Origin of the sequence: Herbaspirillum sp. CF444 (assembly GCF_000282135.1) — a bacterium.
Lineage (GTDB): Bacteria > Pseudomonadota > Gammaproteobacteria > Burkholderiales > Burkholderiaceae_D > Herbaspirillum.
The window spans coordinates 42,444-67,877 of the sequence record NZ_AKJW01000059.1 but is presented as its reverse complement, the minus strand read 5'-3'; the positions used below and the strand labels follow the sequence as shown (position 1 = coordinate 67,877).

25 protein-coding genes are annotated in these 25,434 nt (G+C 61.4%); 12 read left to right on the top strand and 13 right to left on the bottom strand.

Annotated elements, in window-relative coordinates:
- From PMI16_RS12120 to PMI16_RS12095, 6 genes are read left to right on the top strand one after another with little or no spacing between them, the layout of a single operon-like run.
- Entirely contained in the window at positions 1–468 is a 468-nt protein-coding gene (locus PMI16_RS12120; RefSeq protein WP_007879851.1) for an ApeP family dehydratase, read from the top strand.
- Positions 465–1,211, top strand: coding sequence for a 3-oxoacyl-ACP reductase FabG (gene fabG / locus PMI16_RS12115; protein ID WP_007879849.1), 747 nt, complete (start codon positions 465–467; stop codon positions 1,209–1,211). The genes PMI16_RS12120 and fabG overlap by 4 nt, the downstream gene beginning before the upstream one ends.
- Complete coding sequence (locus PMI16_RS12110; RefSeq protein WP_007879847.1) at positions 1,208–2,470, top strand: beta-ketoacyl-ACP synthase; 1,263 nt, start codon at positions 1,208–1,210, stop codon at positions 2,468–2,470. Before fabG ends, PMI16_RS12110 begins: the two co-directional genes overlap by 4 nt.
- Before the next feature lie 41 nt (positions 2,471–2,511).
- Complete coding sequence (locus PMI16_RS12105; RefSeq protein ID WP_007879845.1) at positions 2,512–2,961, top strand: hypothetical protein; 450 nt, start codon at positions 2,512–2,514, stop codon at positions 2,959–2,961.
- On the top strand, positions 2,939–3,667 hold the full coding sequence (locus tag PMI16_RS12100; protein WP_007879844.1) for a 4'-phosphopantetheinyl transferase family protein: 729 nt from the start codon (positions 2,939–2,941) through the stop codon (positions 3,665–3,667). Before PMI16_RS12105 ends, PMI16_RS12100 begins: the two co-directional genes overlap by 23 nt.
- Positions 3,668–3,708: 41 nt before the next feature.
- Positions 3,709–4,290: a hypothetical protein gene (locus PMI16_RS12095; protein ID WP_007879843.1), complete on the top strand. Its 582-nt coding sequence runs from the start codon at positions 3,709–3,711 to the stop codon at positions 4,288–4,290.
- A 95-nt stretch (positions 4,291–4,385) separates the two neighbouring features.
- Here the strand turns inward: PMI16_RS12095 and PMI16_RS12090 are convergent, their stop codons facing one another.
- The 9 genes from PMI16_RS12090 to PMI16_RS12050 form a co-directional block, all read right to left on the bottom strand.
- Complete coding sequence (locus PMI16_RS12090; RefSeq protein ID WP_007879842.1) at positions 4,386–5,210, bottom strand: M55 family metallopeptidase; 825 nt, start codon at positions 5,208–5,210, stop codon at positions 4,386–4,388.
- On the bottom strand, positions 5,207–6,274 hold the full coding sequence (locus PMI16_RS12085; protein WP_007879841.1) for a DmpA family aminopeptidase: 1,068 nt from the start codon (positions 6,272–6,274) through the stop codon (positions 5,207–5,209). Before PMI16_RS12085 ends, PMI16_RS12090 begins: the two co-directional genes overlap by 4 nt.
- A gap of 43 nt (positions 6,275–6,317) precedes the next feature.
- The gene (gene gsiD / locus PMI16_RS12080) at positions 6,318–7,220 is read right to left on the bottom strand and encodes a glutathione ABC transporter permease GsiD (protein ID WP_007879839.1); all 903 of its coding nucleotides are present in this window, start codon (positions 7,218–7,220) and stop codon (positions 6,318–6,320) included.
- 8 nt (positions 7,221–7,228) lie between these two features.
- Complete coding sequence (gene gsiC, locus PMI16_RS12075) at positions 7,229–8,149, bottom strand: glutathione ABC transporter permease GsiC (RefSeq protein ID WP_007879838.1); 921 nt, start codon at positions 8,147–8,149, stop codon at positions 7,229–7,231.
- Positions 8,150–8,461: 312 nt separating this feature from the next.
- Entirely contained in the window at positions 8,462–10,030 is a 1,569-nt protein-coding gene (gsiB, locus tag PMI16_RS12070) for a glutathione ABC transporter substrate-binding protein GsiB (RefSeq protein WP_007879836.1), read from the bottom strand.
- 45 nt (positions 10,031–10,075) lie between these two features.
- Entirely contained in the window at positions 10,076–11,974 is a 1,899-nt protein-coding gene (locus PMI16_RS12065; RefSeq protein WP_007879835.1) for a dipeptide ABC transporter ATP-binding protein, read from the bottom strand.
- Positions 11,975–11,991: 17 nt separating this feature from the next.
- The gene (locus PMI16_RS12060) at positions 11,992–12,984 is read right to left on the bottom strand and encodes an isoaspartyl peptidase/L-asparaginase family protein (RefSeq protein ID WP_007879834.1); all 993 of its coding nucleotides are present in this window, start codon (positions 12,982–12,984) and stop codon (positions 11,992–11,994) included.
- Positions 12,981–13,979, bottom strand: a complete 999-nt coding sequence (locus PMI16_RS12055; protein WP_007879833.1) for a MurR/RpiR family transcriptional regulator — start codon at positions 13,977–13,979, stop codon at positions 12,981–12,983. Before PMI16_RS12055 ends, PMI16_RS12060 begins: the two co-directional genes overlap by 4 nt.
- 424 nt (positions 13,980–14,403) lie before the next feature.
- Entirely contained in the window at positions 14,404–14,772 is a 369-nt protein-coding gene (locus tag PMI16_RS12050) for a glyoxalase (protein WP_007879832.1), read from the bottom strand.
- Between the two features lie 388 nt (positions 14,773–15,160).
- On the opposite strand from PMI16_RS12050, the gene PMI16_RS12045 reads away from it, so the two are divergent.
- The 4 genes from PMI16_RS12045 to PMI16_RS12030 all read left to right on the top strand — a co-directional run bounded on the left by PMI16_RS12045 (position 15,161) and on the right by PMI16_RS12030 (position 19,888).
- Complete coding sequence (locus PMI16_RS12045; protein ID WP_007879830.1) at positions 15,161–16,090, top strand: LysR family transcriptional regulator; 930 nt, start codon at positions 15,161–15,163, stop codon at positions 16,088–16,090.
- Positions 16,091–16,424: 334 nt separating this feature from the next.
- Positions 16,425–17,741, top strand: coding sequence for an MFS transporter (locus PMI16_RS12040; RefSeq protein ID WP_007879828.1), 1,317 nt, complete (start codon positions 16,425–16,427; stop codon positions 17,739–17,741).
- Positions 17,742–17,839: 98 nt separating this feature from the next.
- Positions 17,840–18,514 carry a DUF2848 domain-containing protein gene (locus PMI16_RS12035; protein WP_007879826.1) on the top strand — a complete coding sequence of 225 codons (675 nt, stop codon included), beginning with the start codon at positions 17,840–17,842 and terminating at the stop codon, positions 18,512–18,514.
- A 21-nt stretch (positions 18,515–18,535) separates the two neighbouring features.
- Complete coding sequence (locus PMI16_RS12030; RefSeq protein WP_007879824.1) at positions 18,536–19,888, top strand: amidase; 1,353 nt, start codon at positions 18,536–18,538, stop codon at positions 19,886–19,888.
- A 96-nt stretch (positions 19,889–19,984) separates the two neighbouring features.
- Here the strand turns inward: PMI16_RS12030 and PMI16_RS12025 are convergent, their stop codons facing one another.
- The 3 genes from PMI16_RS12025 to PMI16_RS12010 all read right to left on the bottom strand — a co-directional run bounded on the left by PMI16_RS12025 (position 19,985) and on the right by PMI16_RS12010 (position 22,090).
- On the bottom strand, positions 19,985–20,344 hold the full coding sequence (locus PMI16_RS12025; protein WP_157212619.1) for a hypothetical protein: 360 nt from the start codon (positions 20,342–20,344) through the stop codon (positions 19,985–19,987).
- Positions 20,345–20,797: 453 nt separating this feature from the next.
- Positions 20,798–21,268 (bottom strand): hypothetical protein, encoded by a 471-nt coding sequence (locus tag PMI16_RS12015; RefSeq protein ID WP_007879820.1) that lies wholly within the window; start codon positions 21,266–21,268, stop codon positions 20,798–20,800.
- Between the two features lie 30 nt (positions 21,269–21,298).
- Complete coding sequence (locus tag PMI16_RS12010) at positions 21,299–22,090, bottom strand: COG4705 family protein (protein WP_007879818.1); 792 nt, start codon at positions 22,088–22,090, stop codon at positions 21,299–21,301.
- A gap of 200 nt (positions 22,091–22,290) precedes the next feature.
- Between PMI16_RS12010 and PMI16_RS12005 the strand changes: the two genes are divergently transcribed.
- The gene (locus PMI16_RS12005) at positions 22,291–23,046 is read left to right on the top strand and encodes a COG4705 family protein (RefSeq protein WP_007879817.1); all 756 of its coding nucleotides are present in this window, start codon (positions 22,291–22,293) and stop codon (positions 23,044–23,046) included.
- A 199-nt stretch (positions 23,047–23,245) separates the two neighbouring features.
- Positions 23,246–24,439, top strand: coding sequence for a glycerophosphodiester phosphodiesterase family protein (locus PMI16_RS12000; RefSeq protein ID WP_007879816.1), 1,194 nt, complete (start codon positions 23,246–23,248; stop codon positions 24,437–24,439).
- Positions 24,440–24,510: 71 nt separating this feature from the next.
- On the opposite strand, the gene yddG is transcribed toward PMI16_RS12000, so the two are convergent.
- Positions 24,511–25,428, bottom strand: a complete 918-nt coding sequence (yddG, locus tag PMI16_RS11995; protein ID WP_007879815.1) for an aromatic amino acid DMT transporter YddG — start codon at positions 25,426–25,428, stop codon at positions 24,511–24,513.
- Positions 25,429–25,434 lie beyond the last annotated feature (6 nt).

Below are 25,434 nucleotides of genomic sequence, written 5' to 3'. Positions count from 1 at the left end.
ATGAACGACGACATGCGCCTGCCCGCCATCGCCACCCTCGTCCCGCACGCAGCGCCGATGCTGCTGCTGGACCGCGTGGTCAGCGTCGACGCCGACAAGCTGTGCGCGGAAGTCGTCATCCGTCCCGACAGCATGTTCCATGGCGAACGCGGCGTCGGCGCCTGGGTCGGCATCGAATACATGGCGCAGACGATCGCCGCCTACGCCGGGTATCATGCACAACAGCGCGGCGAACCGGTCAAGATAGGCTTTCTGCTGGGCGCGCGCCGTTACGAGTGCAGCCGCTCCTGGTTTGTCGCCGGCGACTGCCTGCACGTGGAGGCGCAACAATTATTACAAGCGGAGAACGGCCTGGGATCGTTCTCCTGCATCATCAGGGAAAGCAGTACACAACAACAACTGGCGCAGGCGACGGTATCGGTCTTTCAGCCGCATGACGCCAAAGCGTTTCTGGAAAGCGAAGCATGACAAGCATAACAACGACAACGGGGAAAACCATCCTGGTCACCGGCTCCAGCCGGGGCATCGGCAAGGCCATTGCATTGCGCCTGGCGCGCGACGGCTATGACATCGTCCTGCACTGCCACAGCCGGCGCGACGCCGCCGAAGCGGTGGCCAAGGACATCGAAGCGCTGGGCCGCGCCGTGCGCATCCTGCAATTCGATATTGCAGAGCGCGTGCAGACCGCCGAGATTCTGCTGCGAGACGTCGAACAGCACGGCGCCTATTACGGCGTGGTGTGCAACGCCGGCATCGCGCGCGACAACGCCTTCCCCTCCATCTCCGGAGAGGATTGGGACAGCGTCCTCAAGACCAACCTGGACGGTTTCTACAACGTGTTGCATCCGCTGACCATGCCCATGGTCCGGCGGCGCCGGCCGGGCCGCATCGTCACATTGGCCTCGGTATCGGGACTGGTCGGCAACCGCGGCCAGGTCAACTACAGTGCCGCCAAGGCCGGCATCATCGGCGCCACCAAAGCGCTGGCGCTGGAACTGGCCAAGCGCGACATCACCGTCAACTGCGTCGCCCCCGGCCTGATCGATACCGACATGACGCAGGACTTTCCGATGGAAGAAGTGCTCAAGATGATCCCCGCGCGCCGCACCGGCAAGCCGGAAGAAGTCGCCGCCGCCGTCAGCTTCCTGATGCATGAAGATGCCGCCTACATCACGCGCCAGGTGATCTCCGTCAACGGAGGTCTGGCATGACCAATACAAGCCTCGCCACCCGCACCATCGCCGAGCGCCGCGTCGTCGTCACCGGCATGGCCGGCATCAGCCCGATCGGCAACGACTGGCAGCACGCGCTGGAAAGCCTGCGCAGCTACCGCAACGCGGTCGTGCGCATGCCCGAATGGGATGAATACAGCGGCCTGCACACCCGCCTGGGCGCACCGGCGGCGGCATTCGAATTATCCGACCGTTACAACCGCAAGACCACGCGCAGCATGGGTCGCGTCGCATTGCTGGCGACCCGCGCCAGCGAATGGGCGCTGGCCGACGCCGGCCTGCTCGACGATCCGCTGCTCAAGCGCGGCGCTGTCGGCATCGCCTACGGCTCCTCGGCCGGCACGCCGAGCGCCATCGCCGATTTCAGCATGATGTTCGCCGAAAAAAGCACCCGGAACATCAACGCCAATACCTACCTGAAGATGATGGCGCACACCGCCCCGGTCAACATGGGCGTGTTCTTCGGCGTGACCGGCCGCATCGTCACGACTTCCAGCGCCTGCACCTCCGGCAGCCAGGGCATCGGCTACGCCTACGAAGCCATCCGCAGCGGCCGCCAGATCGCCATGATCGCCGGCGGCTCGGAAGAACTGTGCGCGACCGAAGCAGCAGTCTTCGATACGCTCTACGCCACCAGCGTGCGCAACGACACGCCCGCCATCACGCCCAGCCCCTTCGACGAACAGCGCGACGGCCTGGTGCTGGGCGAAGGCGCCGGCACGCTGATCCTGGAAGACCTGGAGCACGCCAAGGCACGTGGCGCCCGCATCTACGCCGAAATTGTCGGCTTCGGCACCAACAGCGACGGCAGCCACGTCACCAATCCCAACGCCGACACCATGAAGATCGCCATCGACATGGCGCTGGCCGACGCCGCTCTCGACCCTGCCGCGATCGGCTACATCAACGCCCACGGCACCGGCACCCGCCAGGGCGACGTCGCCGAATCCAACGCCACCGCGCGCGTCTTCGGCAACAAGACGCCGATCAGCTCGCTCAAGAGCTACATGGGCCACACGCTGGGCGCCTGCGGCGCGCTGGAAGCCTGGCTCAGCATCGAAATGATGCGCAACGGCTGGTTCGCGCCGACCATCAACCTGAACAAGGTCGACGCCGAATGCGGCGACCTCGATTACCTGACCGGCGAAGGCCGCAAGCTCGATTGTGAATACGTCATGTCGAACAACTTTGCGTTCGGCGGCATCAATACGTCGTTGATTTTCAAGCGCTGCATCTGAGCGGCCACAACCATTTCACCCAACAGCAAGGAGCACACAATATGCAAAAAATCGTTTCCCTCTCTGTCGCACTAGGCATCCTGATCTCCGCGGCGCTGCCCGCGCAAGCCCGCAACGAAACCTTCATGCTGCCCATCGACGCCGCGCTGAAGGCAACGACCTTGGCAACGAAGCCCGACGGTTCCGTCAAGTTCTATTTCGGCAAGCAAGCCACGCCGGCGGTTGAAGAGCTCATCCATACCGACGTCATCTCCAAGAAGGTCCGCTTCTCCGGCACCGCCGACGTCGAAGCATGCAACGAAGCGCTGGTCAGCAGCCTGACCGAGTTGCAGGAACGCACCAGGAAGATGGGTGGCAACGCGGTCATCAACATCGTCAGCTATTACAAGAAGACCGAGATGAGCAGCGAGACGCGTTTTGAATGCCATGCCGGCACCTCAAGCGTGGTCTTCTTCCTCAAGGCGGACATTGCCAAAGTCGCCGACAAGTAATTCGTCTTCACCGGAGACCGCGCCGGCAGCCATCCTCTGGCTGCTGAACGGCGACCGCATCGACGACGACAGGTTGGCCTCGTTCACACCGCAATTGGGGCCGGAAGAGCGCCTGCGCCATGCACGCTTCCTGCGTCCGCAACGGGCGCGTGAATTTCTGCTGGGACGCCTGCTGTTGCGCCATGCCGTACGTTATCTGCTGGGCCCCGCCGCAGCGCGCATCGCCATCGCCGAACGTGAACGCCAGGCGCCGCTCCTGTCGTTCCCGGCGTTCCCCTTCGCTCCCGATTTTCATTTCAGCCTCTCGCACAGCCGCGGCTGGATCGCCTGTCTGGCAAGCGCCGTCTGCGCAGTGGGACTCGACATTGAAAACCGGGCACATGCGCGCGACGCCGAAGAATTGAGCGCCGCCGCGTTCGATGACGTTCAGCGGCAATGGCTTGCCGGTCTTGACCCGCAGCGCCGGACAACAGGATTTTATCGTCTATGGAACAACCAGGAAGCGCTCTGCAAACTGCACGGCAACCTCCCCCGAGGGTCCAAACCGGTTTCATGCGGCACGGGCTGGAATTGCTTTCATGTCGACCATCCTCGTTTGCACATCGGCGTGTGTGCCGCGCAGGAGCTGGCGTCATTTGACGTTGTCGAACTGCCTGATCTGCATCCAGTTCAAGATCTTCGAGATATTTCAATTTCCACAAGATAAGTAATCCGCCATACTGCCTCCCTCAACTCTCAGGAACCTCCATGTTTACAACAAAAACAATCTCCCCTGCAGCCATCGCGGCAGTTGCGCTGCTCGCCGGCTGCGCCACCACCGTCAGGACACCTACCGAAACCGTCAACCCGCCGCCAAGCGCAGCACTGTCGACCTTCTCGTCGTTTGAGCTGAAACCGATCAACACCAGCGAAATCTGCGCCAAGCAAAGTGGCGGCGACGTCGCGCTGGCCGCGATCCAGACCCGGATCGACTCCGGCCTGGGCAGCCTGGTGAAGAACTGGAATGAAAAAAAGAATACCGCTGCCTCGCAAAAGCTTGTCATTGAGCCGATCTGCGTCGACATCAAGCTGATCGGCACGGCCAAGCGCATTTTCACTGGCGCCTTGTCCGGCAGCTCGGCCGTCGTGATGAAGGTCCGGTACAGCGATGCGATTTCCGGCAAGGTGATTGCCGAGCCTGTGTTTTACCAGCGCGCCAGCGCGATGGGCGCCGCCTATTCGTTCGGCGCAACCGACCGCGACATGCTCAATCGCATCAGCGACCTGATCGTCAGCTACGCCAGCCGCAACTACCCGCAGGCAGTGGGCGGCCCTACCGGCCTGGAATGATGTGAGGAGACGGCGAACAGGATTCGCCGCTCCCAAAAAGAAAGCCCGCGCCTCCCGATCGGAACCGGAAGACGCGGGCTTTTTTCTGGGAGGTTCTAGCGCAGCATGAACGACATCGCCGACAAACTGTTCAACACCCTCACCGCAAACTCCACCGTCGGCGCGTCGAACTTCAGCGTCACCGCATCCACCCGCTCCACGATCGGCAACTGACAGAACAAGTCGGTCAGCGCCGGCGTCTGCACCTGCAGGCGGCAGGTGACCGGGACTTCGATGCGGTACTTCGGCATCTGCTTGGAGCGCGCTGCCTGCACGGCTTCCTGTGCGGTTTTTTCCAGCAATGCGCAGGCCTGTTGCGGCGACAGCGAATCGCCGCTGTTGGCGCCGTGGGCTTTCTTGATCTCCGCGAAGTGCGCATGCGGAAACAAGGGTAGCGTCTCTGCCACGAAAGCATCGTCGCCGCTGCCGAAAATCACCGGCACGCCATGCTCGCCCGCCAATGCACCATAGATGCCGGCTTCGCCCAGCTCCACGCCATTGAACCAGACGCGGGAAAACGCAAAACTGTTGATCGTATGCGCCAGGATGCCGCGCGTTTGCGAGCGCGAGTGATAGCCGACCATCATGACGGCGTCGATGTTGTCCGCCACGCCGCCCATCATGCCCAGCACGCGCGGCTTGCCGAGCACCATGCGCGCGGCCGGATGCAGCAGGTCCGGCAACAGGTTGCGGAAGCTCCCGTGGGAATCGTTGACGACGATCTCCTGCGCGCCGCCGGCCAGGGCGCCGCGAATGACCGCATTGGCTTCTTCAGTCATCTGGCGGCGGGCGCGCTCGTACTCGCCGTTGCCGGGACGCGTCTGTTCAGGGTGGAAGACGCCGGCAATGCCTTCGATGTCGACGGAAATCAATACGTTCATGCGTGCTCCATGGTGGCCAATTCGGCCATGAGATCGCTTATTGCGCGACGTTGATGGCCATCACGGCCTTTGACGGCCTCAGCCGTAAATAAAGCGTTGAGGATGGCTTGTTCAGTGCTGTCGGCTACCGCGTGAAACAGCGGATCCAGCAGGCCGTCATGCAGGCAGGTGAAATGCATCGCCGGCGATGCCGCATCCACGTGATGCGGCACCGTCTGCGCCGTGGAAAACGCCAGCGCGATATCGCCGCTGCCGTGTCCGTAGACCGATCCGGTACGCGCCAGGCCGGCGCCGGTGCGCGTAGCAAGACGGCGCAGCCGGCGCGCGTCGAGCGGCGCATCGGTGGCGATCAGCATGATGATGGAGCCCTTCTCCGGCTCCCTGTTCTGCTTCTGCACGCATTTGAGCGTACGTCCCAGCGGCTCGCCGGCGATAATCAGGTCGGCCAGCTTGCCGAAATTGGCCAGCACCAGCGCGCCGACGGTGTACTCCGCGCTACCGATGGCGACCTTGCGCGAAGCGCTGCCGATGCCACCCTTGAGTTCGAAGCAGGACATGCCGCGGCCGGCGCCGACTGCGCCCTGCGCCACCTGATCCGAAGCGTTTTGCAAAGCATGCAGGTAATGCTGCTCTTCAATAGAAAACGCCTGCAGATCATTGAGATAGCCGTCATTGCACTCGAACACCAGCGGATTGATGCTGGGCAGCGCGCGGCCGATCCCGGGATTGTCCGCCACCGCCGCGCGCGTCTGCGCCGTCGCGACGGTGCCGACCGCAAAGGTATTGGTCAGGGCGATCGGCGTTTCGAGCACGCCCAGCTCTTCCACCTGCATCAGGCCGACGCTTTTTCCGAAACCGTTCAGGGTGACGGCGGCAGCCGGGACTTTGTCCCGGAACAGATCGCCGCCATGCGGACGCACGACGGTCACGCCGGTCTGGATACCGCCATAATTCAGCGTGCAATGGCCGACCGTGACGCCGGGCACATCGGCGATATTGTCGCCTGCGCCGGCCGGCAGCTTGCCGATGCGGGGGGCGATGTGGAGAGGAGTGTTATTGCTCATTGCCTTGCTTTGCGGACCAGGTCCGCGCCCTCTGTTAGCGTGCTTATTTCTGATCAAGCTTGGGATCCAGCGCATCGCGCAAACCGTCGCCCAGCAAGTTGAACGCCAGCACGGTCAGGAAGATCGCCAGGCTCGGGAAGATCGCGATGTGCGGCGACGTCATCATGTCGGCGCGTGCTTCGTTGAGCATGGCGCCCCACTCCGGCGTCGGCGGCTGCGCGCCCAGGCCGAGGAAGGACAAACTCGCGGCGGTGATGATGGAGGTGCCGATACGCATCGTGAAATACACCACCACGGACGAAATCGTGCCTGGGAAAATGTGGCGCAGGATGATCGTCATGTCGTTGGCGCCGATGCTGCGCACCGCTTCGATATAAGTCAGTTGCTTGAGCGACAGCGTATTGCCGCGCACCAGTCGGGCAAACGCCGGGATGCTGAAAATCGCCACCGCGATGATGACGTTGGTCATGCCGTTGCCGAGAATGGCCACGATGGCGATCGCCAGCAGGATGCCCGGGAAGGCGAACAGCACGTCGCAGATGCGCATGATGATGCGATCGGCCCAGCCTTCGTAATAACCGGCCACCAGTCCCAGGAAAGTGCCGACGATGGCGCCCACGGCCACCGACGAAAAGCCCACCGCCAGCGACAACTGCGTGCCGACCAGGATGCGGCTGAAAATGTCATGGCCCAGCGAATCGACGCCGAACCAGTGCTGCAGCGACGGCCCTGCATTGAGCGCGTCGTAGTCGAAATAATTCTCGGCGTCGTAAGGCGAGATGTAAGGCGAAAGAATCGCGATCACCACCAGGAACAGCACGAAGCCGCCCGCCGCCAGCGCCAGCGGCTGCTTTTTGAATTTGCGCCAGAACTCGCTCCAGGGCGTGCGGATCGGCTTGGATGCCGTTGTAGTTGCGTTTGCGGCAGGTGTAATGGAAGTCGACATGCTCTGCCTCACTTGTAACGGATGCTCGGATTGATGACGGCGTACAGCACGTCGACAACCAGATTGATGAAAATGAATTCCAGCGAGAACAGCAGGATCTCGGCCTGGATGATCGGATAGTCGCGCATCTCGACGGCGTCGATCAGCAGGCGTCCCATGCCGGGCCAGTTGAATACCTTCTCGACCACGATGGAGCCGCCCAGCAAAAAGCCGAACTGCAGGCCCATCATCGTCACCACCGGGATCAGCGCATTGCGCAGGCAGTGCTTGGCGATCACGACGCGTTCGTTCAGCCCCTTGGCGCGCGCGGTGCGGACGAAGTCTTCCTTCATGATTTCGATGAAGGACGAGCGCGTGAAGCGCGCCATGATCGCCGCCACGCCGGCGCCCAATGTCAGCGACGGCAGGATGTAATGACGCCAGCTGTCGGCGCCGACCGTCGGCAGCCAGCCCAGTTGCACCGAGAATACTTCCATCAGCACCATGCCCAGCGCAAACGGCGGGAACGAGATGCCGGACACCGCCAGCGTCATGCCCGTGCGATCGGGCCACTCATTGCGCCACACCGCCGAAAAGACGCCGATGAACAAACCGAAGATCACCGCCCAGGCCATGCTGGTCACGGTCAGCCACAAGGTCGGCCAGAAGCGTTCCATGATTTCCTGGCGGACCGGCAGCTTGCTGCGCAGCGAGGTACCGAAATCGCCATGCGCGGCGTTCACGAAGAAGCGCACGAATTGCGTGTGGATGGGCTGGTCAAGCCCGAGATCGGCACGGATCAGCGCCACCGTTTGCTCGTCGGCTTCCGGACCGGCGGCCAGTCGCGCCGGATCGCCGGGCAACAGGTGGACGAACAGGAACACCATCACCGCGACCAGCAACAAGGTCGGGATCAGGCCCAGAAGACGTTTTAAAACATAAGAAAACATGGCGCGTCCTGCAATGATTCAACAACTTGGGGGAGCGACCGTCATGACCGAATGAGGGCATGCATCGCTCCGCTAAAAATTCGTTTGCCGCGTTGGCGTTTCCGACTATTGCTCACGCGGTGCTTTTAATACTTGTTTGCCCACTCCACGACCTGTGGCATAAGTCACTGGGTTCCAGCGTTCGCTGGAACGACGGCGATGATGGTATCCGCCGCCTTCACACAATTTCACCATCCGTCGTCCCAGCGAACGCTGGGACCCAGTGTCGTATCGCTCAGCATCAACGACACCGGGCTCCATGCAAGGCCTTGCTTACTTCAGCTCGATGTCGTCGAAGTTGAACGATGCATCAGGCATCACGTACACGCCCTTGAGGTTCTTGCTGCGTGCGTACAGGACTTTTTCCGTCACCAGGAAGGCCCATGGCGCATCCTTCCAGATTTCGGTTTGCGCATCCTTGTACAACGCGGCCTTCTGCGCGCGATCGGTCACGGTCAGGGCCTGGGCGATGTCGCCATCCACCTTGTCGCTCTTGTAGTAAGCGGTGTTGAACAGCTTCGGCGGGAAGGCTTCGGAAGCCAGCAGCGGACGCAGGCCCCAGTCGGCTTCGCCGGTCGACGACGACCAGCCGGCGTAGTACAGACGCACCGGTGCGGTGTCGGGATTCGGCGAACTTTCCACCTTCTCCACGCGTTGACCGGCTTCCAGCGCCTGCACCTTGACCTTGATGCCGACCTGCGCCAGTTGCTGTTGCAGGAACTGGATGATCTTCAGCGCGGTGGTGTGGGTGTAAGCCGACCACAATTCGGTTTCGAAACCGTTCGGATAGCCGGCTTCCGTCAGCAGCGCCTTGGCCTTCTTCACGTCATACGGCCAGGGACCGGTCTTGACCGCGTAGTCCACGCCTTGCGGCAGCACGCCGTCCATCGGCACGGCATAGCCGCTGAAGGCGACCTTGACCAGCGCATCCTTGTTGATCGCGTAGTTGATGGCCTGGCGCACTTTGGGATTGTCGAATGGCTTTTGCTTGACGTTCATCGACATGTAGCGCTGGATGATGGACGGGCCGCTGACGATATCCAGCGCGCCCTTGCCCTTCAACAGTTCGGCCTGCTCATACGGCAGCGGGAAAGTGAATTGCGCTTCGCCGGTCTGCATCATGGCGGCGCGCGAGTTGTTGTCGACCACCGGCTTCCAGACGATTTCGTCGATCTTCGGATAACCGGCCTTCCAGTAACCGGCGAATTTCTCCGCCTTCATGTAGTCGGTCTGCTTCCATTCGACGAACTTGAACGGACCGGTGCCGACCGGATGGAAAGCGATGTCCTTGTTGCCGTATTGCTTCAATGCGGCCGGCGAAATCATCACCGCCGACGGGTGCGCCAGCACGTTGATGAAGGCCGAGAACGGCTCTTTCAGGACGATCTTGACGGTGTAGTCGTTCAGCACTTCGGTGCGGGCGACGCGGTTGAACAGGACGTAACGCTTGAGTTTGTTGTCCGGATTGGTGACGCGATCCATCACGGCCTTCACGGCGTCGGCCTTGAACACGGTGCCGTCATGGAACTTCACGCCCTGGCGCAGGCGGATGGTGTATTCCAGGCCGTCCTTGCTGACCAGGTAGCCTTCCGCCAGCACGTTGACCAGCTTCAGGTCCTTGTCGAATGCGAACAAACCTTGATAGAAGGACTTGGTCACGGCCAGCGACAGCGTGTCGTTGGCGTCGTACGGATCCATCGTCGTGAAGGTGGACGCGACCGCAAGCGTGACGCTCTTGGCGGCCCAGGCGTGCACGGCGGCGAATTGCAGCGTGGTGCCGATGGCCCCGAGCGCCAGCCATCGGACGACAGTTGTGCCGCGACGGGAAGATTGAGTAGTCATGGTTAAGCTCCTGAGTTTCTAAATGATTAAAGAGGCGACAACAAACTAAAACGCTGCGGAAATACGATGTGTAGCAACAAAATGGCCGGGGCCGACTTGCTTCAGGGGTTCGACCAGCGGATCGTCTCCGATGGCGCGAATGGGGCTTGGAATCTCATCATTCTGCAAACCTTTCTTCAGATGGCGCAGCTCGGGATCGGCCACCGGCACGGCGGCCATGAGCTTGCGCGTGTAAGGATGCTGAGGATTTTCAAAAATGGCGCGACGCGGACCGATCTCGACGATCTGGCCCAGGTACATCACGGCGACGCGGTGGCTGATGCGCTCCACCACCGCCATGTCGTGCGAGATGAAAATAAAGGAGATGCCCAGTTCGGCCTGCAGGTCCAGCATCAGGTTGACGATCTGCGCCTGGATCGACACGTCCAGCGCCGAGACCGATTCATCGGCGATGACGATCTTCGGGTTCAGCGCCAGTGCGCGAGCGATGCAGATGCGCTGGCGCTGGCCGCCGGAAAACTCGTGCGGATAACGCTGCGCGTGCTCCGGCAACAAGCCGACGCGGATAAGCAGCGCATCGACGCGTTCCTGCGCGCCCTCTTTCATGCCGTGGACCAGCATCGGCTCCATGATGGAATAACCGACCGTCATGCGCGGATCGAGCGAGGCGAACGGATCCTGGAAAATGAACTGGATGTCGCGGCGCAGCTCGCGCAACTCCCCACGCGGCAACTCCGCCAGGTTGCGGCCGCCGAACTCGACCTTGCCGCCGCTGATCTCGACCAGGCGCAGCAGCGAACGGCCGGTGGTCGATTTGCCGCAACCGGATTCGCCGACGATGGCCAGCGTCTCGCCGGCATACAGGTCGAAGCTGACGCGTTCGACCGCATGCACGCGTTGTTTGACGCGACCGAAGATGCCGCTCTTGACGTCGAAACGCGTGGTCAGGTCGCTGACCTTGAGGATGGGTTGACGTTGCTGCGCGATTTCCGACGCGGCCTGCAGTTCTTCCGCGATGGCATCCGGTTTGGCTTCGGCGCCCGGTGCGATGCCGAAGCGCGAAGGCGTGTCGGTGCCCTTCATCGCCCCCAGGCGCGGCACGGCGGCCAGCAAACCTTGCGTATAAGGATGGGCAGGCGCGGCGAAGATGCTGCGCACCTCGTTTTCTTCCACTTTCTCGCCGCGGCACATGACGACGACGCGGTCGGCGATTTCCGCCACCACGCCCATGTCGTGGGTGATGAACACCACCGCCATGTGCATTTCTTCCTGCAGCGAACGAATCAGTTGCAGGATCTGCGCCTGGATCGTCACGTCCAGCGCGGTGGTCGGCTCGTCGGCGATCAGCAGCGATGGCTTGCAGGACAAGGCCATCGCAATCATCACGCGCTGGCGCATGCCGCCCGATAGTTGGTGCGGGTGACGGCCGAGCACGCGTTTCGCTTCGGGGATGCGCACCATTTCCAGCATGCGCAGCGCTTCGGCGCTGGCGGCGCTGTGGCTCATGTGCTGATGCAGGCGGATCGATTCGGCGATCTGTTCGCCGACGGTGAAGACCGGATTGAGCGACGTCATCGGCTCCTGGAAGATCATCGCGATCTCGGCGCCGCGAATGCTGCGCATGGTCGACTGCGGCGCCTTGACCAGATCCAGCGTGCTGTTGTTGCGGCGCTGGAATTGCATGCTGCCGGACACGATGCGACCGCCGCCATGTTCGATCAGGCGCATGATCGCCAGCGACGACACCGACTTGCCGGAACCCGACTCGCCGACGATGGCCAGCGTCTCGCCCTTGTCGACGTGGAAGGACAAGCCGCGCACGGCTTCCACGGTGCGTTCGGAGCCGGTGAACGTGACGCCCAGATTGTCCACGGTCAGCACGCGCTTGGCGGTCATGTCCTTCGGTTCCTGCGATTTTTGCGATGCTTGATCTTGCGTTGCCATTGTCGTTGCGTCCTTCACTACTTGTAGATTGCCGTGACCGGCGTGTCGCCGCCACGGGCATAACCGCGATACATGCCTTCGGTGTTGAAGGTCAGCGCCAGGTTGCCGTCGGCGTCGACCGCGATCAGGCCGCCGCGTCCTTCGTAGGCCGGCAGCACCTCCATGACGACTTGTTCCATGGCTTCCTGCAGCGTCGCGCCGGCGTAGGCCATGCGCGCCGCGACGTCGTAGGCGGCAACCGTGCGCATGAACACTTCGCCGGTGCCGGTGGCGGAGACGGCCGCCGTCGCATTGGCGGCATAGCAGCCGGCGCCGATCAGCGGCGTATCGCCGACGCGGCCGACCTGCTTGTTGGTGATGCCCCCGGTGGAGGTCGCCGCGGCGACGTTGCCGTGCATGTCGAGCGCGACGGCGCCGACGGTGCCGAATTTGTTGTCGGGGTCGATGGGATCAACGGGATCGACGGAAGCTTTACCGTGTGCCGATTCTTTAAAAGTAAACGACGCTGCATCATGGTCCAGCATCATGCCGCTCTGCTCGCGCACGCGCAGCCATTGCTGATGACGCGCTTCCGTCTGGTAATAAGTCGGATCGACGATATCGAGTCCCTGCTGACGCGCAAACGCATCCGCGCCGCAACCTGCCAGCAGCACGTGCGCGCTCTTTTCCATCACGGCGCGCGCCGCGACGACGGGATTGCGCACGCAAGTCACGTTGGCGACCGCGCCCGCCTTCAACGTGGCGCCGTCCATGATGGCGGCGTCGAGTTCATGCGTGCCGGCGCGCGTGTAGACCGCGCCCTTGCCGGCATTGAACAGCGGGCAGTCTTCCAGCAACCGCACCGCCTCGGTCACGGCGTCGAGCGCCGAGCCGCCGGCGGCCAGTACGGCTTGCGCCGACGTCAGGATGGCCTTGAGTTCGCGATGGTAATTCGCTTCGTCGGCCTCGCTCAGCGCACTGCGCGTGATGGTGCCGGCGCCGCCGTGGATGGCGATGACTGGTGTGTTCATGCTTTGCTCGTCCCCGATGCAGCGGTCTTCCTGACTGCACCGCTTTTGCCTGCGTTGTTCTTGATCGCCTTGCCGCTCGCGCGCGCCAGGCTCTTGCCTTGTTCATGCTGTTCCGCCTGGTACAGCCAGGGCAAAACGAATTCCGTCATTTCCGATGCGGCCTGCACCGAGCGCTTGGCGCGGTGCGCGACGGCATCGCACAGCGCCTGGATCAGCACCAGCGCGGCGGCATCGGAGGTCGGCGACAGCTGCCGTTCGGTCTGCGAATAAATCGTCACGTCGGCCAGCGGCACCAGCGGCGAATGCGGCAGGTCGGTAAAGGCGATCAGCTTGGCGCCCTTCTCGACCGCGCGGCGCGCCAACCGTACCGTGTCGGTGGCGTAACGCGGATACGCCATGGCGATCACCACGTCGCGCTCGTCCAGCTTGAAGAATTGCCGGCCGGTCTGCGAGGGTCCGCCCGGATGCACCCCGGACAAGACGGTGCGGCAAAACGGCTCCAGCGCATGCACCATGATCCCGGCCAGGAAAGCGCTGGCGCCGAAACCGATGACGAAAATACGGTCGGCCTTGAGGATCATCTCCACCGCCTGGTCGCAATGCTCGGCGACCAGGCCTTGCCGGGTTGCTTCGATGTTGCGGATATCGTTGGCCAGCGCTGCCTCGATGATTTGCAGGCTGGTCGCGGTCTTCTGCACTTCGTGGCGCATCTTTTCCACCGGCGCCAGCGAAGAGGCGAAGTCTGCCACCAGCGCATTGCGGAACGGCGCATAGCCGTCGAAGCCGAGCGCGTGGGCAAAGCGGTTGGCCGTCGCCAGCGAAATCCCCGCCGCTTCCGACAGCTCGTCGATGGTCATGGTGGCGGCACGAAAGGTGTTCGCCAGCACATAGTCGGCGGTCTTCCGATGCGCCTTCGACAGGTTCGGATACAGCTTGCCCAGCACGCGCGCCACGGCGCCGCCGCCTTGCAAGGATGTGTTTTTTGGAGTGTGCATACTGCGTTGCGATGTAAACCGGTTCGTGGAACTGCGCTAAAAAATGTAAATATATTTTCATTATTTTGAAAAGTAAAGAAAATATCCTTTCAAAAATGAAAGTAAAAACAGATGCACCTTTATCACGCGAGTGCAAGGTAAAAATGCACCTCAATAGAGAGGAAATTGGCTGCACTGCACCAAAGCGGAATGCATGAAAACGATACTGCGAACGACACGGCGAACGACACGGCAACAGCCGTTGTTCACCTTGGAGATGAGGAAATTGCGCAGGAATTTTGGCGCGCGGCGCGCGCCATCTCGCCATGCTTATGTTGCAGCGAAGCAGAGAGAAACGACAAAAGCCGGTGCCGGCCGGCAAGTCAGTCGGAAGTGAGACTCGATGGCCGATGCGATGTTTCAGCAACAGCCTGAAAAAGGCTGCTCAGCGCGGCACGATCTCGCGCAGTTCGATCAGATTGCCGAACGGGTCTGCCGTATAGATGCGGATGAAACCGGGAATCGGCGCGTCTTCCTGCACCGGGAAACCGCCGGCCTTGAGTTCGGCCAGCATCGGCGCCAGCTTGTCGACGATCAGTCCTGGATGAGCGTTGAGCGCCGGTTGAAATTCTTTATCGACGCCCAGATGCAACTGCAGCGCGCCGCACTGGAACCACAAACCGCCGCGCGCTTGCAAAGCTGCCGGCTTGGGCAATTCGGGCATGCCGAGAATATCGCCGAAGAACCGGCGAGCGGCGTCTTCGCCTCCGACGGGCATGGCGAGCTGGATGTGGTCGATGGCGGTGACTGGCATGAGAGTCCTCTGGCTGGCCTTGGCTGATACGGATATTGAGCTGCGATTCTAGCGCTTCGCAGAAAATGCCGCCGGCAGCCGAGAATATCGTTCCGCCAAACTGAAAAATCCTTCTCACGTTGCCCCCTCCATGACTGTCGTCCTGACGCAAGTCAGGACCCAGTGTCGTATCGGCCATCTTCACGACGCTGGGACGACGGCCGGGGAAAACGGGCTCAGCCGGCGGCCGCAGAAATACCTGCGAATACCTGCCAAACGCTCGCTGGCTTAATACGACCTGCTTTGAGACAATGGTGAACCAACCTGCACGCCAATCATTCACACATGCCGCCGGGCAAGACGATTCTGCCTGCTTCGCCCCTTGCATTGACAGACAACCGATACGACCATGAACATCCGCTTCCTCGAAACTTTCGTCTGGCTGGCCAAACTGAAAAACTTCCGGCTGACCGCCGAGCGCCTGCACACGACGCAGGCGGCGGTGTCCAGCCGCATTGCGACGCTGGAGCAGGATTTCGGCGTGCGCCTGTTCGACCGCGGCGCGCGCGAAGTGACGCTGACCACCGACGGCAGCAAGGCGCTGGTGTACGCCGAACGCATGGTCAAGCTGATGCGCGAGATGAAGGACGACATGTCGGACAAGCAGGTCTACGCCGGCGTGATCCGCATCGGCGTGATCGAATCGATCGTGCACAGCTGGTTTCCGGATTTCATCGGACGCGTGCACAAGATGTTTCCGCGCCTGCAAATCGAAATCGCCAGCGACACCACCATTCATCTGCGCGAACAGTTCAGCAAGGGTGCGCTGGATATCGTGCTGCAGGCCGAGCCGGTGATCGGCTCCCACATCACCAATCTCAATTTGTGTGAATTCCCGATGCGCTGGGTCGGCAGCCCCAAACTCAATATCGGCAGCGAGACCCTGAGCCTGTCCGATCTGGCGACCTTCCCCATCATCAGCTTTGCGCGCAACTCGGGACCGCATGCGGCGATCGAGCGCATCTTTTCCGACAGCGAACGCGGTGCATTGCATGTCAATTGCATCGCTTCGGTGGCCACCATGATCCGGCTGGTGACCGACGGCTTCGGCGTGGCGGCGGTGCCGCCGGCGATCATCCAGCGCGAACTCAATGAAGAGATCCTGCACACGCTGCGCGTCGACGTGGAGTTCCCGGCGCTGGTGATGCTGGCCTGCTTCCGCTCCGACAACGAGAACCCGCTGACGGAAACAGTCGCCCGCATCGCCCAGGAAACCGCCGCCGACTTCGCACTCAATTGGGGACACGAGATCGCGCGCCTGCCGTCGCAAGCGCAATAGAAATCATCCCTCAGGCAGCACCGGCAAGGCCTGCATGCGTTTTGCATCGCAGCACCACAAGGGCGCAGCACCCCACCCATTTTTGCTCATAAGATTTTCCAATCATCTGCGCCAACAATTTCTTGTTGGACAGCGCTGCACTCGCTACGCATACTGAATTCACAAGATCGCCAGTCGCGTCGTCCTTCCCGGGCGGTCGCCGAACAAAACGACAGATTTCCGCCAGGCATTTTCCAGCTACGAATTCACCGAGACATTCCCATGTCCGAAATATTCTCGTGCTGTGAGAATGAAGCGATCGCTCAATCAATCTCAAAAGCAGGAGAAGGCAAGCATGACCTCGACATCGGCAACATCCCCGACCGGGACTTCCATCTACACGCCCGGTGCGGTGGACCTGGAAGTCACCTACAAGAAAATCGCCTGGCGATTGATTCCCTTCCTGGTTTTCCTGTTCGTGCTGGCCTGGATCGACCGCGTCAACGTCGGCTTCGCCAAACTGCAGATGCTGCAAGACCTGCAATTCTCCGAAGCGATCTACGGCCTCGGCGCCGGCATCTTCTTCATCGGCTACTTCCTGTTTGAAGTGCCGAGCAACCTGCTGCTGGAAAAAATCGGCGCCCGCAAGACGCTGGCGCGCATCACCATCCTCTGGGGCCTGGCGTCGATGGCGATGGCCTATGTGACTTCGCCGACGTCTTTTTACATCCTGCGCTTTCTGCTGGGCGTATTCGAGGCCGGCTTCTTCCCGGGCGTGGTGCTGTATCTGACCTACTGGTTCCCGGCGCAACGCCGCGCCCGCGTCAACGGCCTGTTCATGACTTCGTTCGCGATTGCCGGCGCCGTCGGCGGTCCGATCGCCGGCGCCATCATGAGCCAGATGGAAGGCGTCGGCCACCTGGCCAACTGGCAATGGCTGTTCATCCTCGAAGGCATCCCTTCGCTGATCGCCGGTGTCTTCGTGCTGATGTATCTGCCGGAGAAACCAGCCAACGCCAAGTGGCTCTCCCCTGCGGAACAGCAAGCCGTCACCCATGCGCTGATTGCCGAAAACACTTCCGCCAGCAAGCACCTGTCGTTCAAGGACGCCTGCAGCAACTACCGCGTCTGGCTGTGCGCCGCCGTGTACTTCTGCGTGGTCAGCGGCAACGCCACCATCGCCTTCTGGACGCCGTCGATCATCAAGGAAATCGGCGTCAAGGGCAACCTGCAGATCGGCCTGATCTCCGCCATCCCCTTCATCGCCGGCACGCTGGCCATGATCTGGAACGGCATCCACTCCGACAAGACCGGCGAACGCCGCATGCATAGCGCCATCGCCACATTGATCGCCAGCATCGGCCTGATCCTGACCGGCCTGACGCTGGGCAACGCAGTCATGGCGCTGTGCGCGCTGACGCTGGCGGCGATCGGCATCCTGGCGGCTTTCCCGGTGTTCTGGTCGATCCCGGCAGCCTTCCTGGCCGGCACCGCAGCGGCAGGCGGCATCGCCCTGATCAATTCGATCGGCAACCTGGCCGGCTTCGTCGCGCCTTACATGATCGGCGCGCTCAAGACCAGCACCGGCTCGTTGTCGTCGGGCCTGTACTTCGTCGCCGCGCTGGAATTCGCCGCGAGCTTCCTGGTCATCGTCTTCGTCAAGAAAGTCTGATCCCTGACATTACAAACCAAGTTTCGCTGCGCCGCCATCCCTCTGTCATTTGTTTCTGCACGGCGGCGCATTTTTTTTTACGTATCTGAAGTGGCCTTATGAAACTCTCTTTCCAAACTGAAACAGCATCGCTGAACGTCGACATCCATACGCTGATCATTGCCGGCTGGGCCGGTCGCGACATGGCCGCCATCGAACATCACATCGAAGAACTGGCCGCGCTCGGCATCCAGCGTCCGAGCGCCGTCCCGCTGTACTACCGCGTATCGAGCAACCAGCTGACGCAATCGCCGGCAGTGCAAGTGCTGGGCGGCGAGTCGTCCGGTGAAGTGGAAACCTTCGTCTTCAACGCCGGCGGCGAACTGTACGTCAGCATCGCGTCGGATCACACCGACCGCAAACTGGAAGCGCACAGCGTGGCCTTCTCCAAGCAAGCCTGCGTCAAACCCGTCGGCTCTTCCGCCTGGAAATTGTCCGACGTCGCCGGCTATTGGGACGAGCTGGTGATCCGCTCATGGATCAAGGAAGACGGCAAGGAAGTGCTGTACCAGGAAGGCACGCTGGCCAGCCTGCGCACGCCGCAAGACCTGATCGCCCGTTTCACCGATGGCAAACAGATCCTGCCGGAAGGTTGCGGCATGACCTGCGGCACGGTCGGCGCCATCGGCGGCATCCGTCCTGCGACCTCGTTCACGATGGAGTTGTTCGATCCGCGTCTCCGACGCTCGCTGCGCCATTCTTACGAAGCGGAAATCCTTGCCGAAGTTGCCTGATCTACTCCTGACCTCTCCATCATGATTCAAAGCCTGCATCAACAAAGCGAAGAACTGCGCGACAACGGCAGCTCCTCGCTGGCGCTGACCGAGCTCGCCCTGCAACGCGCCGCTGCCGCCGATGGCGAAGGCGCGCGCGTCTTCACGCGGCTCTACGCCGACTCCGCACGCGCTGCCGCCAGCGCTTCCGACACGCTGCGCAGCGCCGGCATCGTGCGTTCGCCGATCGAAGGCCTGCCGGTTTCGATCAAGGATCTGTTCGACGTCGCCGGCGAAACCACGCTGGCCGGTTCGGTCGCCTTGCGCGGCTATCCGGCCGCCACCGAGAGCGCCGTCGTCGTCAAGCGCCTGATCGCTGCCGGCGCCGTGATCGTCGGTCGCACCAACATGACCGAATTCGCCTACTCCGGCCTCGGCATCAATCCGCACTACGGCACGCCGCGCAATCCCTGGCAGCGCGAAGTGGATGGCGGACGCATCCCCGGCGGCTCGTCGTCGGGCGCCGCGATTTCCGTCACCGACGGCATGGCGGTGGCCGGCGTCGGCTCGGACACCGGCGGCTCGATCCGCATCCCGGCGGCATTCTGCGGCATCACCGGCTTCAAGCCGACGGCGCGCCGCGTACCGATGCAAGGCGTGTTGCCGCTATCCGAAAACCTCGACTCCATCGGCGCCATGGCGCCTACCGTCCTGTGCTGCGCCATGATGGATGCGGTACTGGCCGGCGAAGAATTCGTCGCTCCGGTGGCGCATCCGTTGCGCGGCTTGCGTCTGCTCTACCCGACCAACGTCGTGCGCGACGGCATGGATGAACATGTCGCCGCCGGCATGCAGGCAGCCATTGCAAAACTGTCGGCGGCCGGCGCCGTGATCGTCGAACAGGATATCCCTGCCTTCAATGAACTGGCCGCCATCAACGCCAAGGGCGGCTTTACTGCGGCAGAAGCGTGGGCCTGGCATCGCCAACTGATCGCGGAACGCAAGGATCACTATGACCAGCGCGTGGTCTCGCGCATCCTGCGCGGCAAGGACATGAGCGCCGCCGACCTGCTCGACGTCCTGCACGGCCGCCGCCGCTGGATCGCAAAGGTGGAGCAGCAGCTCGCCGGCTACGATGCCCTGCTCATGCCGACCGTACCGATCGTCGCGCCGAAGATCGCCGACCTGCAAACCGGCGACGACGCCTACTACGCCGCCAACGGGCTGATCCTGCGCAATCCGACGCTGGTCAATTTCCTCGACGGCTGCGCGGTGTCCCTGCCCTGCCACGCAGCCGGCACCGCGCCGGTCGGCCTGAGCCTGGCGGCTGCCGGCGGCAACGACCATCGTCTGCTATCGATTGCCCTGGCGGTGGAGACATTGTTGAAACAATGACGCCCATGACGTGACGTGAAACCTGGCTCCGTAATGAAAACGGCTTGCATCGCTGCAAGCCGTTTTCATTTTGCGGAGCGGAGACCGCAGGCGAAATTACAAAACCGCAATTGCCACCGCATCCGCGATCATCAAGACCGCATCCGTCACGAAGATAAAAAACATCGGTCCCTTGAACACGGGCCAGGCGTGCGCCTGTCCCTTTTTCTCCCTTATCGCGACAGGCAGGTTACAGAAAAACTGCGTGCCGTGAGTCAGGGCCAGAAAGCCGAAAATCAACTGCCACTGCCGTGCATCGGTGAACAGCTCGCCGGCGATTGCCAGCGCGATGCAAAAGACGGATAGCGCGCAGTTGAATCCCCCGAGGAAGTGCAAGGAGGTGCGCAGTTGCAGCAGCGTGCTTTCGCCTTTCTGCTCCTTGCGAATCAGGAATCTGACAAACCGGCTGCTGCGCAAGCTGAAAGCGACGAAGCCGGCGGCAAACCATGCGGCATTGAGGAATAACAAAATCTTGTACATCATGTAATGAACGTGCTTTCTGCCCTAGGCTGTTTGATATGCGACAGCCTACAGTATCTCTCTTTTATCCAAGATACAGGTCGGATTTCGCCGTTCAGATGGAGGAAGCTGTGGAGGATCTGCGACCCGCTTCGCCTGAGATCGCATGCAGAGATCCCTGCGAATTTCATATTCCACACGCATTTTCTTCCATTGTCGCTGCGCCCATATCCGGCGCAGGAGCGTCACGACGCCTGCCGCCAACAAGTACAGTATGGCGATCATGACACCCAGCATCGGCGGTCTGCTCAGCAATATCATCGGATTCTCCAGCTACGCCGCAACTCCCCTCTTGTACATGACATGCATCATGCCGAGGCGAGCATTTCTTGCGACAACGCAGAATGATTTTTATCCGGCCTTGCCTTCCAGACCATCGAAGGTCTTCATCAGATCGGCCATTGCAGCCTTGCAAGCGGCCTGGCTCGGTGTGCCGCTGCGCAGCGCTTCCAGCGCGCGGTCAATGGCTTTGTCGAGCTTGTGCCAGTCTTCCGCGGCACGCGGCTTCAGGCCGGCTTCGGCTGAATCCCATTGGGTTTCCAGGTCTTTGATGCGCATCTTGGCCGCGACCAGATCGCCCTTGTCCACGATCGCGGACACATCGGCGGCGATAGCGCGGAACGGGCTCAGGTCGCCGAGCTTCGATGCCTGCGCGGATTGCGGCGCAAGCGTCATCGCACCGGCAGCGACGGTGCCATTGGCCGCGCGCTGATCCGGGGACTTGGAACAGCCCGCTGCAAAAGCCAACGCGGCGATCATCGACACGGCGACGACGGAGCGCCGGAAAGACGCTGGCGATGTGAACGATGTGAAATTACGCATGAAACTTCTCCTTTTGTAGATAAATAGATGTCATTCGGCGGCGCGGATGTCGCGGATACCGCGGCGGCCGCTCTTTCCGTATTGCGCGATGACGACGAGGAAAACAATGACGGCAAGGAACAGCACGCTGGTCCACATCGCTCCCATGCCGAAACCGCCGTAGGTCTTTGATTGCGTCAGCAGATCGCCGAGGGCGGCGCCGAACGGACGCGTGAGGATGTAGGCGATCCAGAAAGTCAACACCGCGTTGCCGCCCATGCGCCAGGCCAGACAGGTAATGGCGATCAGCGCCCCGAAAATGACAACGCCCAAACCAAAGCCCAATCCCAGCGCCTCGGTCGCCAGATCGCCGGCTGCGGTGCCGAGCGCGAACGTACAAAGAATCGCCAGCCAATAGAAGGACTCGCGGCTGCGGGTGACGATGTCGTGAATGGACAAGCTGCGTTCCATCCTGTACCAGACAGCGAAAATCGCAGCGAGCGTGGCGGCAAATACGGCCGTGCTCAGATACAGGCTGACGCCGAGGCCGTCCGTCAACAGGTCGGTAATCTGTGTGCCGACCACGCTCACCAGCACCACCGTGAGCCAGTAGCTCCACGGTTCGAGCCCGCGCATCCGAAGCTGATTGAACAAGACCAGCGCCAGCAGGACCGCCATGATCGCGCTGGTGAGACCTTGTCCCCAGCCGACTCCGACCGCAAGGAAATCAGCGCCGGTTTCTCCGACGGTAGTGGACAGAATTTTAATCATCCAGAACGACAGGGTGACTTCGGGTACTTTGTTGATCAGGCTGACTGATCGGGACGCGGGCAGCTGCATCATGATGTTTTCTCCGGCATGAACAATGGACATTGCGGAGAGTGTGATCAGCTTGACTTAGAACAGTCATAGGGTCTGTCTTTCATGCAACGTTGATGTCATTTCTTGTTGATCCGCTCAATGACAAACGCAACCTAAGTTCCAACTAAGTTAATGCCTGTATGGTTGAAACTCATTTCATAACGTTTCAAACAGAATGGCCCATGACGATGATTAAGCAAACGCTGGCCAAGGTGCCGGAGGTGACATTGATATTCTGGCTCATCAAGATCGCCGCAACCACATTGGGCGAGACCGGTGGCGATGCCGTCTCGATGTCGATGCAACTGGGTTACCTTGTCGGCACCGGCATCTTCGCGGCCATTTTCCTCGCCGCGGTGACCGCCCAGATCAGGGCAAAATCATTCCATCCACTGCTGTACTGGACCACGATCGTCGCCACCACGACCGTAGGCACCACGTTGGCGGATTTTGCCGACCGCTCGCTGGGCATCGGCTATGCGGGCGGTTCCTGCATCTTGCTGGCCTTGCTGCTGGCGTCGCTTTTTGTCTGGCATCGCACGCTCGGCTCGGTCTCGGTCGCCAGCATCAATTCGCCCAAAGCCGAAGCGTTTTACTGGGTGACCATCATGTTCTCGCAAACGCTGGGAACCGCGCTGGGCGACTGGACCGCCGATACCGCCGGACTGGGCTACACAGGGGCCGCCCTCATCTTCGGTTCGTTGCTGCTTCTCATCCTGCTGGCTTACTTTTGGACGAAGCTGTCGCGCACCGCGCTCTTTTGGGGCGCCTTCATCCTGACGCGTCCCCTGGGCGCCGCGGTCGGCGATTTTCTCGACAAGCCGCATGTCCAGGGCGGTCTGGAACTGAGCCGCTACACGGCATCCGGCGCGTTGCTGGCGTTCATGTTGCTGTCCGTATTCTTGTTCCGGCAGAAAGCGGCGGCAACCGCGCACTGAGCCTGCCCATGCATCGGCGGAAAACAAACCAGGCAAATCAAGCCCCGGAGGCCTGAAAAGCAACCGCGGCAACATCGAAGTCATACCAACGTCATATAAATACGTTCTACTTTTCCGCAGACCCGATCCGCAGGGAAGCCGCTTTCAAGGCGCTTTCCGGTTACTGCGGGTAAAATCAACCGCCGAAAAAAGAGAGAACATGAACCGCATATCAACCGTATTTTCACTTTCACTGATTGCCGCCGCAGCCCTGATCACCGGTTGCGCCGGTCCGCAAGGCGCATCCAGTGGCTCGCCATACAAGACACTGGATGGAAAAGCACCGTTGATCATCGGCCATCGCGGTTTGCCCGGCTTGTATCCGGAAGAAGTCATTGCGGGTTACCAGGCAGCGATCGCCGCCGGCACCGACGCACTGGAAATGGACCTGATGTCCTCCAGCGACGGCGTACTGTTCGTTTGCCACAACCCCTTCCTGAGCGACACCACCGACGTGGCGGATCATCCCGAATTCGCGTCGCGCAAGAAAGCGCGCACCGTCGACGGCGTGGCGGTGCCGCCGGACTGGTACATCAGCGACTTCACGGCGGCCGAGTTGAAGACCTTGCGCGTCAAGCAGCCGATCGCCATTCGCAGTCATCAATACGACGGCAAGTATCCGTTGGCGACTTTCCAGGAAGTCATCGATCTGGCCAAAGCGACGCGCGCCGCCAATCCGGCCAGCAAGCTGCTGGTTTATCCTGAAACCAAGAATCCGATTTTCCAGCGCCTGCTGGGCGTGCCGCTGGAAGAAAAGCTGCTTGCCATGATCAATAAAGAAGGCTGGAACAGCTTCGACGCACCGATCATCGTGCAGTCGTTCGAACCGGAAAGCCTGAAGATGATGCGCCGTCTCGGCCTCAAGACCCGCGCCGTGCAATTGATGGACGGCGACGGCATCAACTTCAAGAACGGGACATTGACCTACAACTCGCCGGATACCGCCAAACCGTACTCCTGGCTGCAGCATGGCGATCCGCGCACCTTCGCGGCGATGGCCACGCCGGAAGGCCTGGCCGAGATCAAGACCTACGCCGACGGCATCGGTCCGTGGAAGGTGTATATCGTTTCGGCGCAAGGCGTGGATGCGGCCGGCAATCCGGTCAAATCGCTGAGCCAGGCATCGAACATGGCACCGACTTCGCTGGTAGCCGATGCGCACCGGCTCGGCCTGTTCGTGCATCCGTTCACGTTCCGCGATGAAGCGGCGCGCCTGACCGCGACCTACAACGGCGATCCGAAGGCGGAATACAAGGTATTTTTCGATGCCGGCGTGGATGGCGTATTTACCGATTTCAGCGGCACCGGCAAGGCTGCGCTGGCGGAGTGGCTGGCGGCGCAGAAAGCACGATAGGCAATCCGCAGGGCGAGTCCGCTCCCGGACGGGAGCGGACTCGACAAGCCAATCTGTGACGCCGGAACCAGTTACGATTCCCTTGGGCTCAATGCCGGCGTCGCCGGTTTCTTCGCCCTGGTTGCCAACCAGCATAGTATCGAACCGACGCACACCAGAGACGCCCCGACCCAAAACGATCTTGGCAACGGCGCGTGCAACAGGACGGCGGACAGCGCTGACGAAAAGACCGGAATGAAATACGAGGCCCCTGCCAGGACGGTGACATTGCCGTGCAGGATGCCGACGTTCCATGCCGCATAGCCGAACCCCATCGCCGCGGCCGCCAGGAGCAGGTAAACGATTGCCGGCGTGCTGAAAGACATCGTGCCGTGGTCGCCGAGGAAGAATTTCATCCACAGCGTCAGCGACACCAGCATGAAGAAAAGCGTCACCCCGTTCTTTCCCTGCGCGATGTTGGCGGTGACGGTGCAATATGCCGCCCAGATCACTGCGCCCGCAAAAGCCAGGCCGTAACTGAGCGGGTTATCCTGCACATTGGCGAGCATGCCCGCCGCGTCCAGCCCCTGGTCGCCTCCCAATACCCAACAGATACCGACAATCGAGAGCATGAAACCGGGAACGGCCAGCCAGGTCGCCTTCTGCTTGCCGAACGCAATCGCGGAGATGAGCGTGAACGTCGGCCACAGATAGTTGACCATGCCGACTTCGATTGCTTGTCTGCCTGTGTTGGCATAGCCGATCGAGAGCGACAGGCAGAGCTCGTAAGTCACGAACAGCAGGCTTCCCCAGAACAGGTATTTTTTGGGAAAGGCGCCGAGCTTGGGAAATCCGACCGAAAACAGCAGGATCAGGGATGCAACGCTGTAAATCATCGCCGCGCCCCCGGTGGCGCCGAGATGCTCGCTGACGCCGCGAATCAATCCGACAATCGAACTCCACAAGACTACTGCGGCGAGTCCGATGATCGTGGCTTTTTTGCTATTCATTGACAC

Bases quoted from the DNA above. Each gene is read 5' to 3' on its own strand.
- yddG (WP_007879815.1), bottom strand. From the start codon at position 25,428: ATGAATAGCAAAAAAGCCACGATCATCGGACTCGCCGCAGTAGTCTTG.
- PMI16_RS12065 (WP_007879835.1), bottom strand. From the start codon at position 11,974: ATGGCAACGCAAGATCAAGCATCGCAAAAATCGCAGGAACCGAAGGAC.
- PMI16_RS12105 (WP_007879845.1), top strand. From the start codon at position 2,512: ATGCAAAAAATCGTTTCCCTCTCTGTCGCACTAGGCATCCTGATCTCC.
- PMI16_RS12040 (WP_007879828.1), top strand. From the start codon at position 16,425: ATGACCTCGACATCGGCAACATCCCCGACCGGGACTTCCATCTACACG.
- PMI16_RS12120 (WP_007879851.1), top strand. From the start codon at position 1: ATGAACGACGACATGCGCCTGCCCGCCATCGCCACCCTCGTCCCGCAC.
- gsiD (WP_007879839.1), bottom strand. From the start codon at position 7,220: ATGTCGACTTCCATTACACCTGCCGCAAACGCAACTACAACGGCATCC.
- PMI16_RS12035 (WP_007879826.1), top strand. From the start codon at position 17,840: ATGAAACTCTCTTTCCAAACTGAAACAGCATCGCTGAACGTCGACATC.
- fabG (WP_007879849.1), top strand. From the start codon at position 465: ATGACAAGCATAACAACGACAACGGGGAAAACCATCCTGGTCACCGGC.
- PMI16_RS12085 (WP_007879841.1), bottom strand. From the start codon at position 6,274: ATGAGCAATAACACTCCTCTCCACATCGCCCCCCGCATCGGCAAGCTG.
- PMI16_RS12090 (WP_007879842.1), bottom strand. From the start codon at position 5,210: ATGAACGTATTGATTTCCGTCGACATCGAAGGCATTGCCGGCGTCTTC.
- PMI16_RS12000 (WP_007879816.1), top strand. From the start codon at position 23,246: ATGAACCGCATATCAACCGTATTTTCACTTTCACTGATTGCCGCCGCA.
- PMI16_RS12010 (WP_007879818.1), bottom strand. From the start codon at position 22,090: ATGATGCAGCTGCCCGCGTCCCGATCAGTCAGCCTGATCAACAAAGTA.
- PMI16_RS12045 (WP_007879830.1), top strand. From the start codon at position 15,161: ATGAACATCCGCTTCCTCGAAACTTTCGTCTGGCTGGCCAAACTGAAA.
- PMI16_RS12110 (WP_007879847.1), top strand. From the start codon at position 1,208: ATGACCAATACAAGCCTCGCCACCCGCACCATCGCCGAGCGCCGCGTC.
- PMI16_RS12050 (WP_007879832.1), bottom strand. From the start codon at position 14,772: ATGCCAGTCACCGCCATCGACCACATCCAGCTCGCCATGCCCGTCGGA.
- PMI16_RS12015 (WP_007879820.1), bottom strand. From the start codon at position 21,268: ATGCGTAATTTCACATCGTTCACATCGCCAGCGTCTTTCCGGCGCTCC.
- gsiC (WP_007879838.1), bottom strand. From the start codon at position 8,149: ATGTTTTCTTATGTTTTAAAACGTCTTCTGGGCCTGATCCCGACCTTG.
- PMI16_RS12030 (WP_007879824.1), top strand. From the start codon at position 18,536: ATGATTCAAAGCCTGCATCAACAAAGCGAAGAACTGCGCGACAACGGC.
- gsiB (WP_007879836.1), bottom strand. From the start codon at position 10,030: ATGACTACTCAATCTTCCCGTCGCGGCACAACTGTCGTCCGATGGCTG.
- PMI16_RS12060 (WP_007879834.1), bottom strand. From the start codon at position 12,984: ATGAACACACCAGTCATCGCCATCCACGGCGGCGCCGGCACCATCACG.
- PMI16_RS12055 (WP_007879833.1), bottom strand. From the start codon at position 13,979: ATGCACACTCCAAAAAACACATCCTTGCAAGGCGGCGGCGCCGTGGCG.
- PMI16_RS12005 (WP_007879817.1), top strand. From the start codon at position 22,291: ATGACGATGATTAAGCAAACGCTGGCCAAGGTGCCGGAGGTGACATTG.
- PMI16_RS12095 (WP_007879843.1), top strand. From the start codon at position 3,709: ATGTTTACAACAAAAACAATCTCCCCTGCAGCCATCGCGGCAGTTGCG.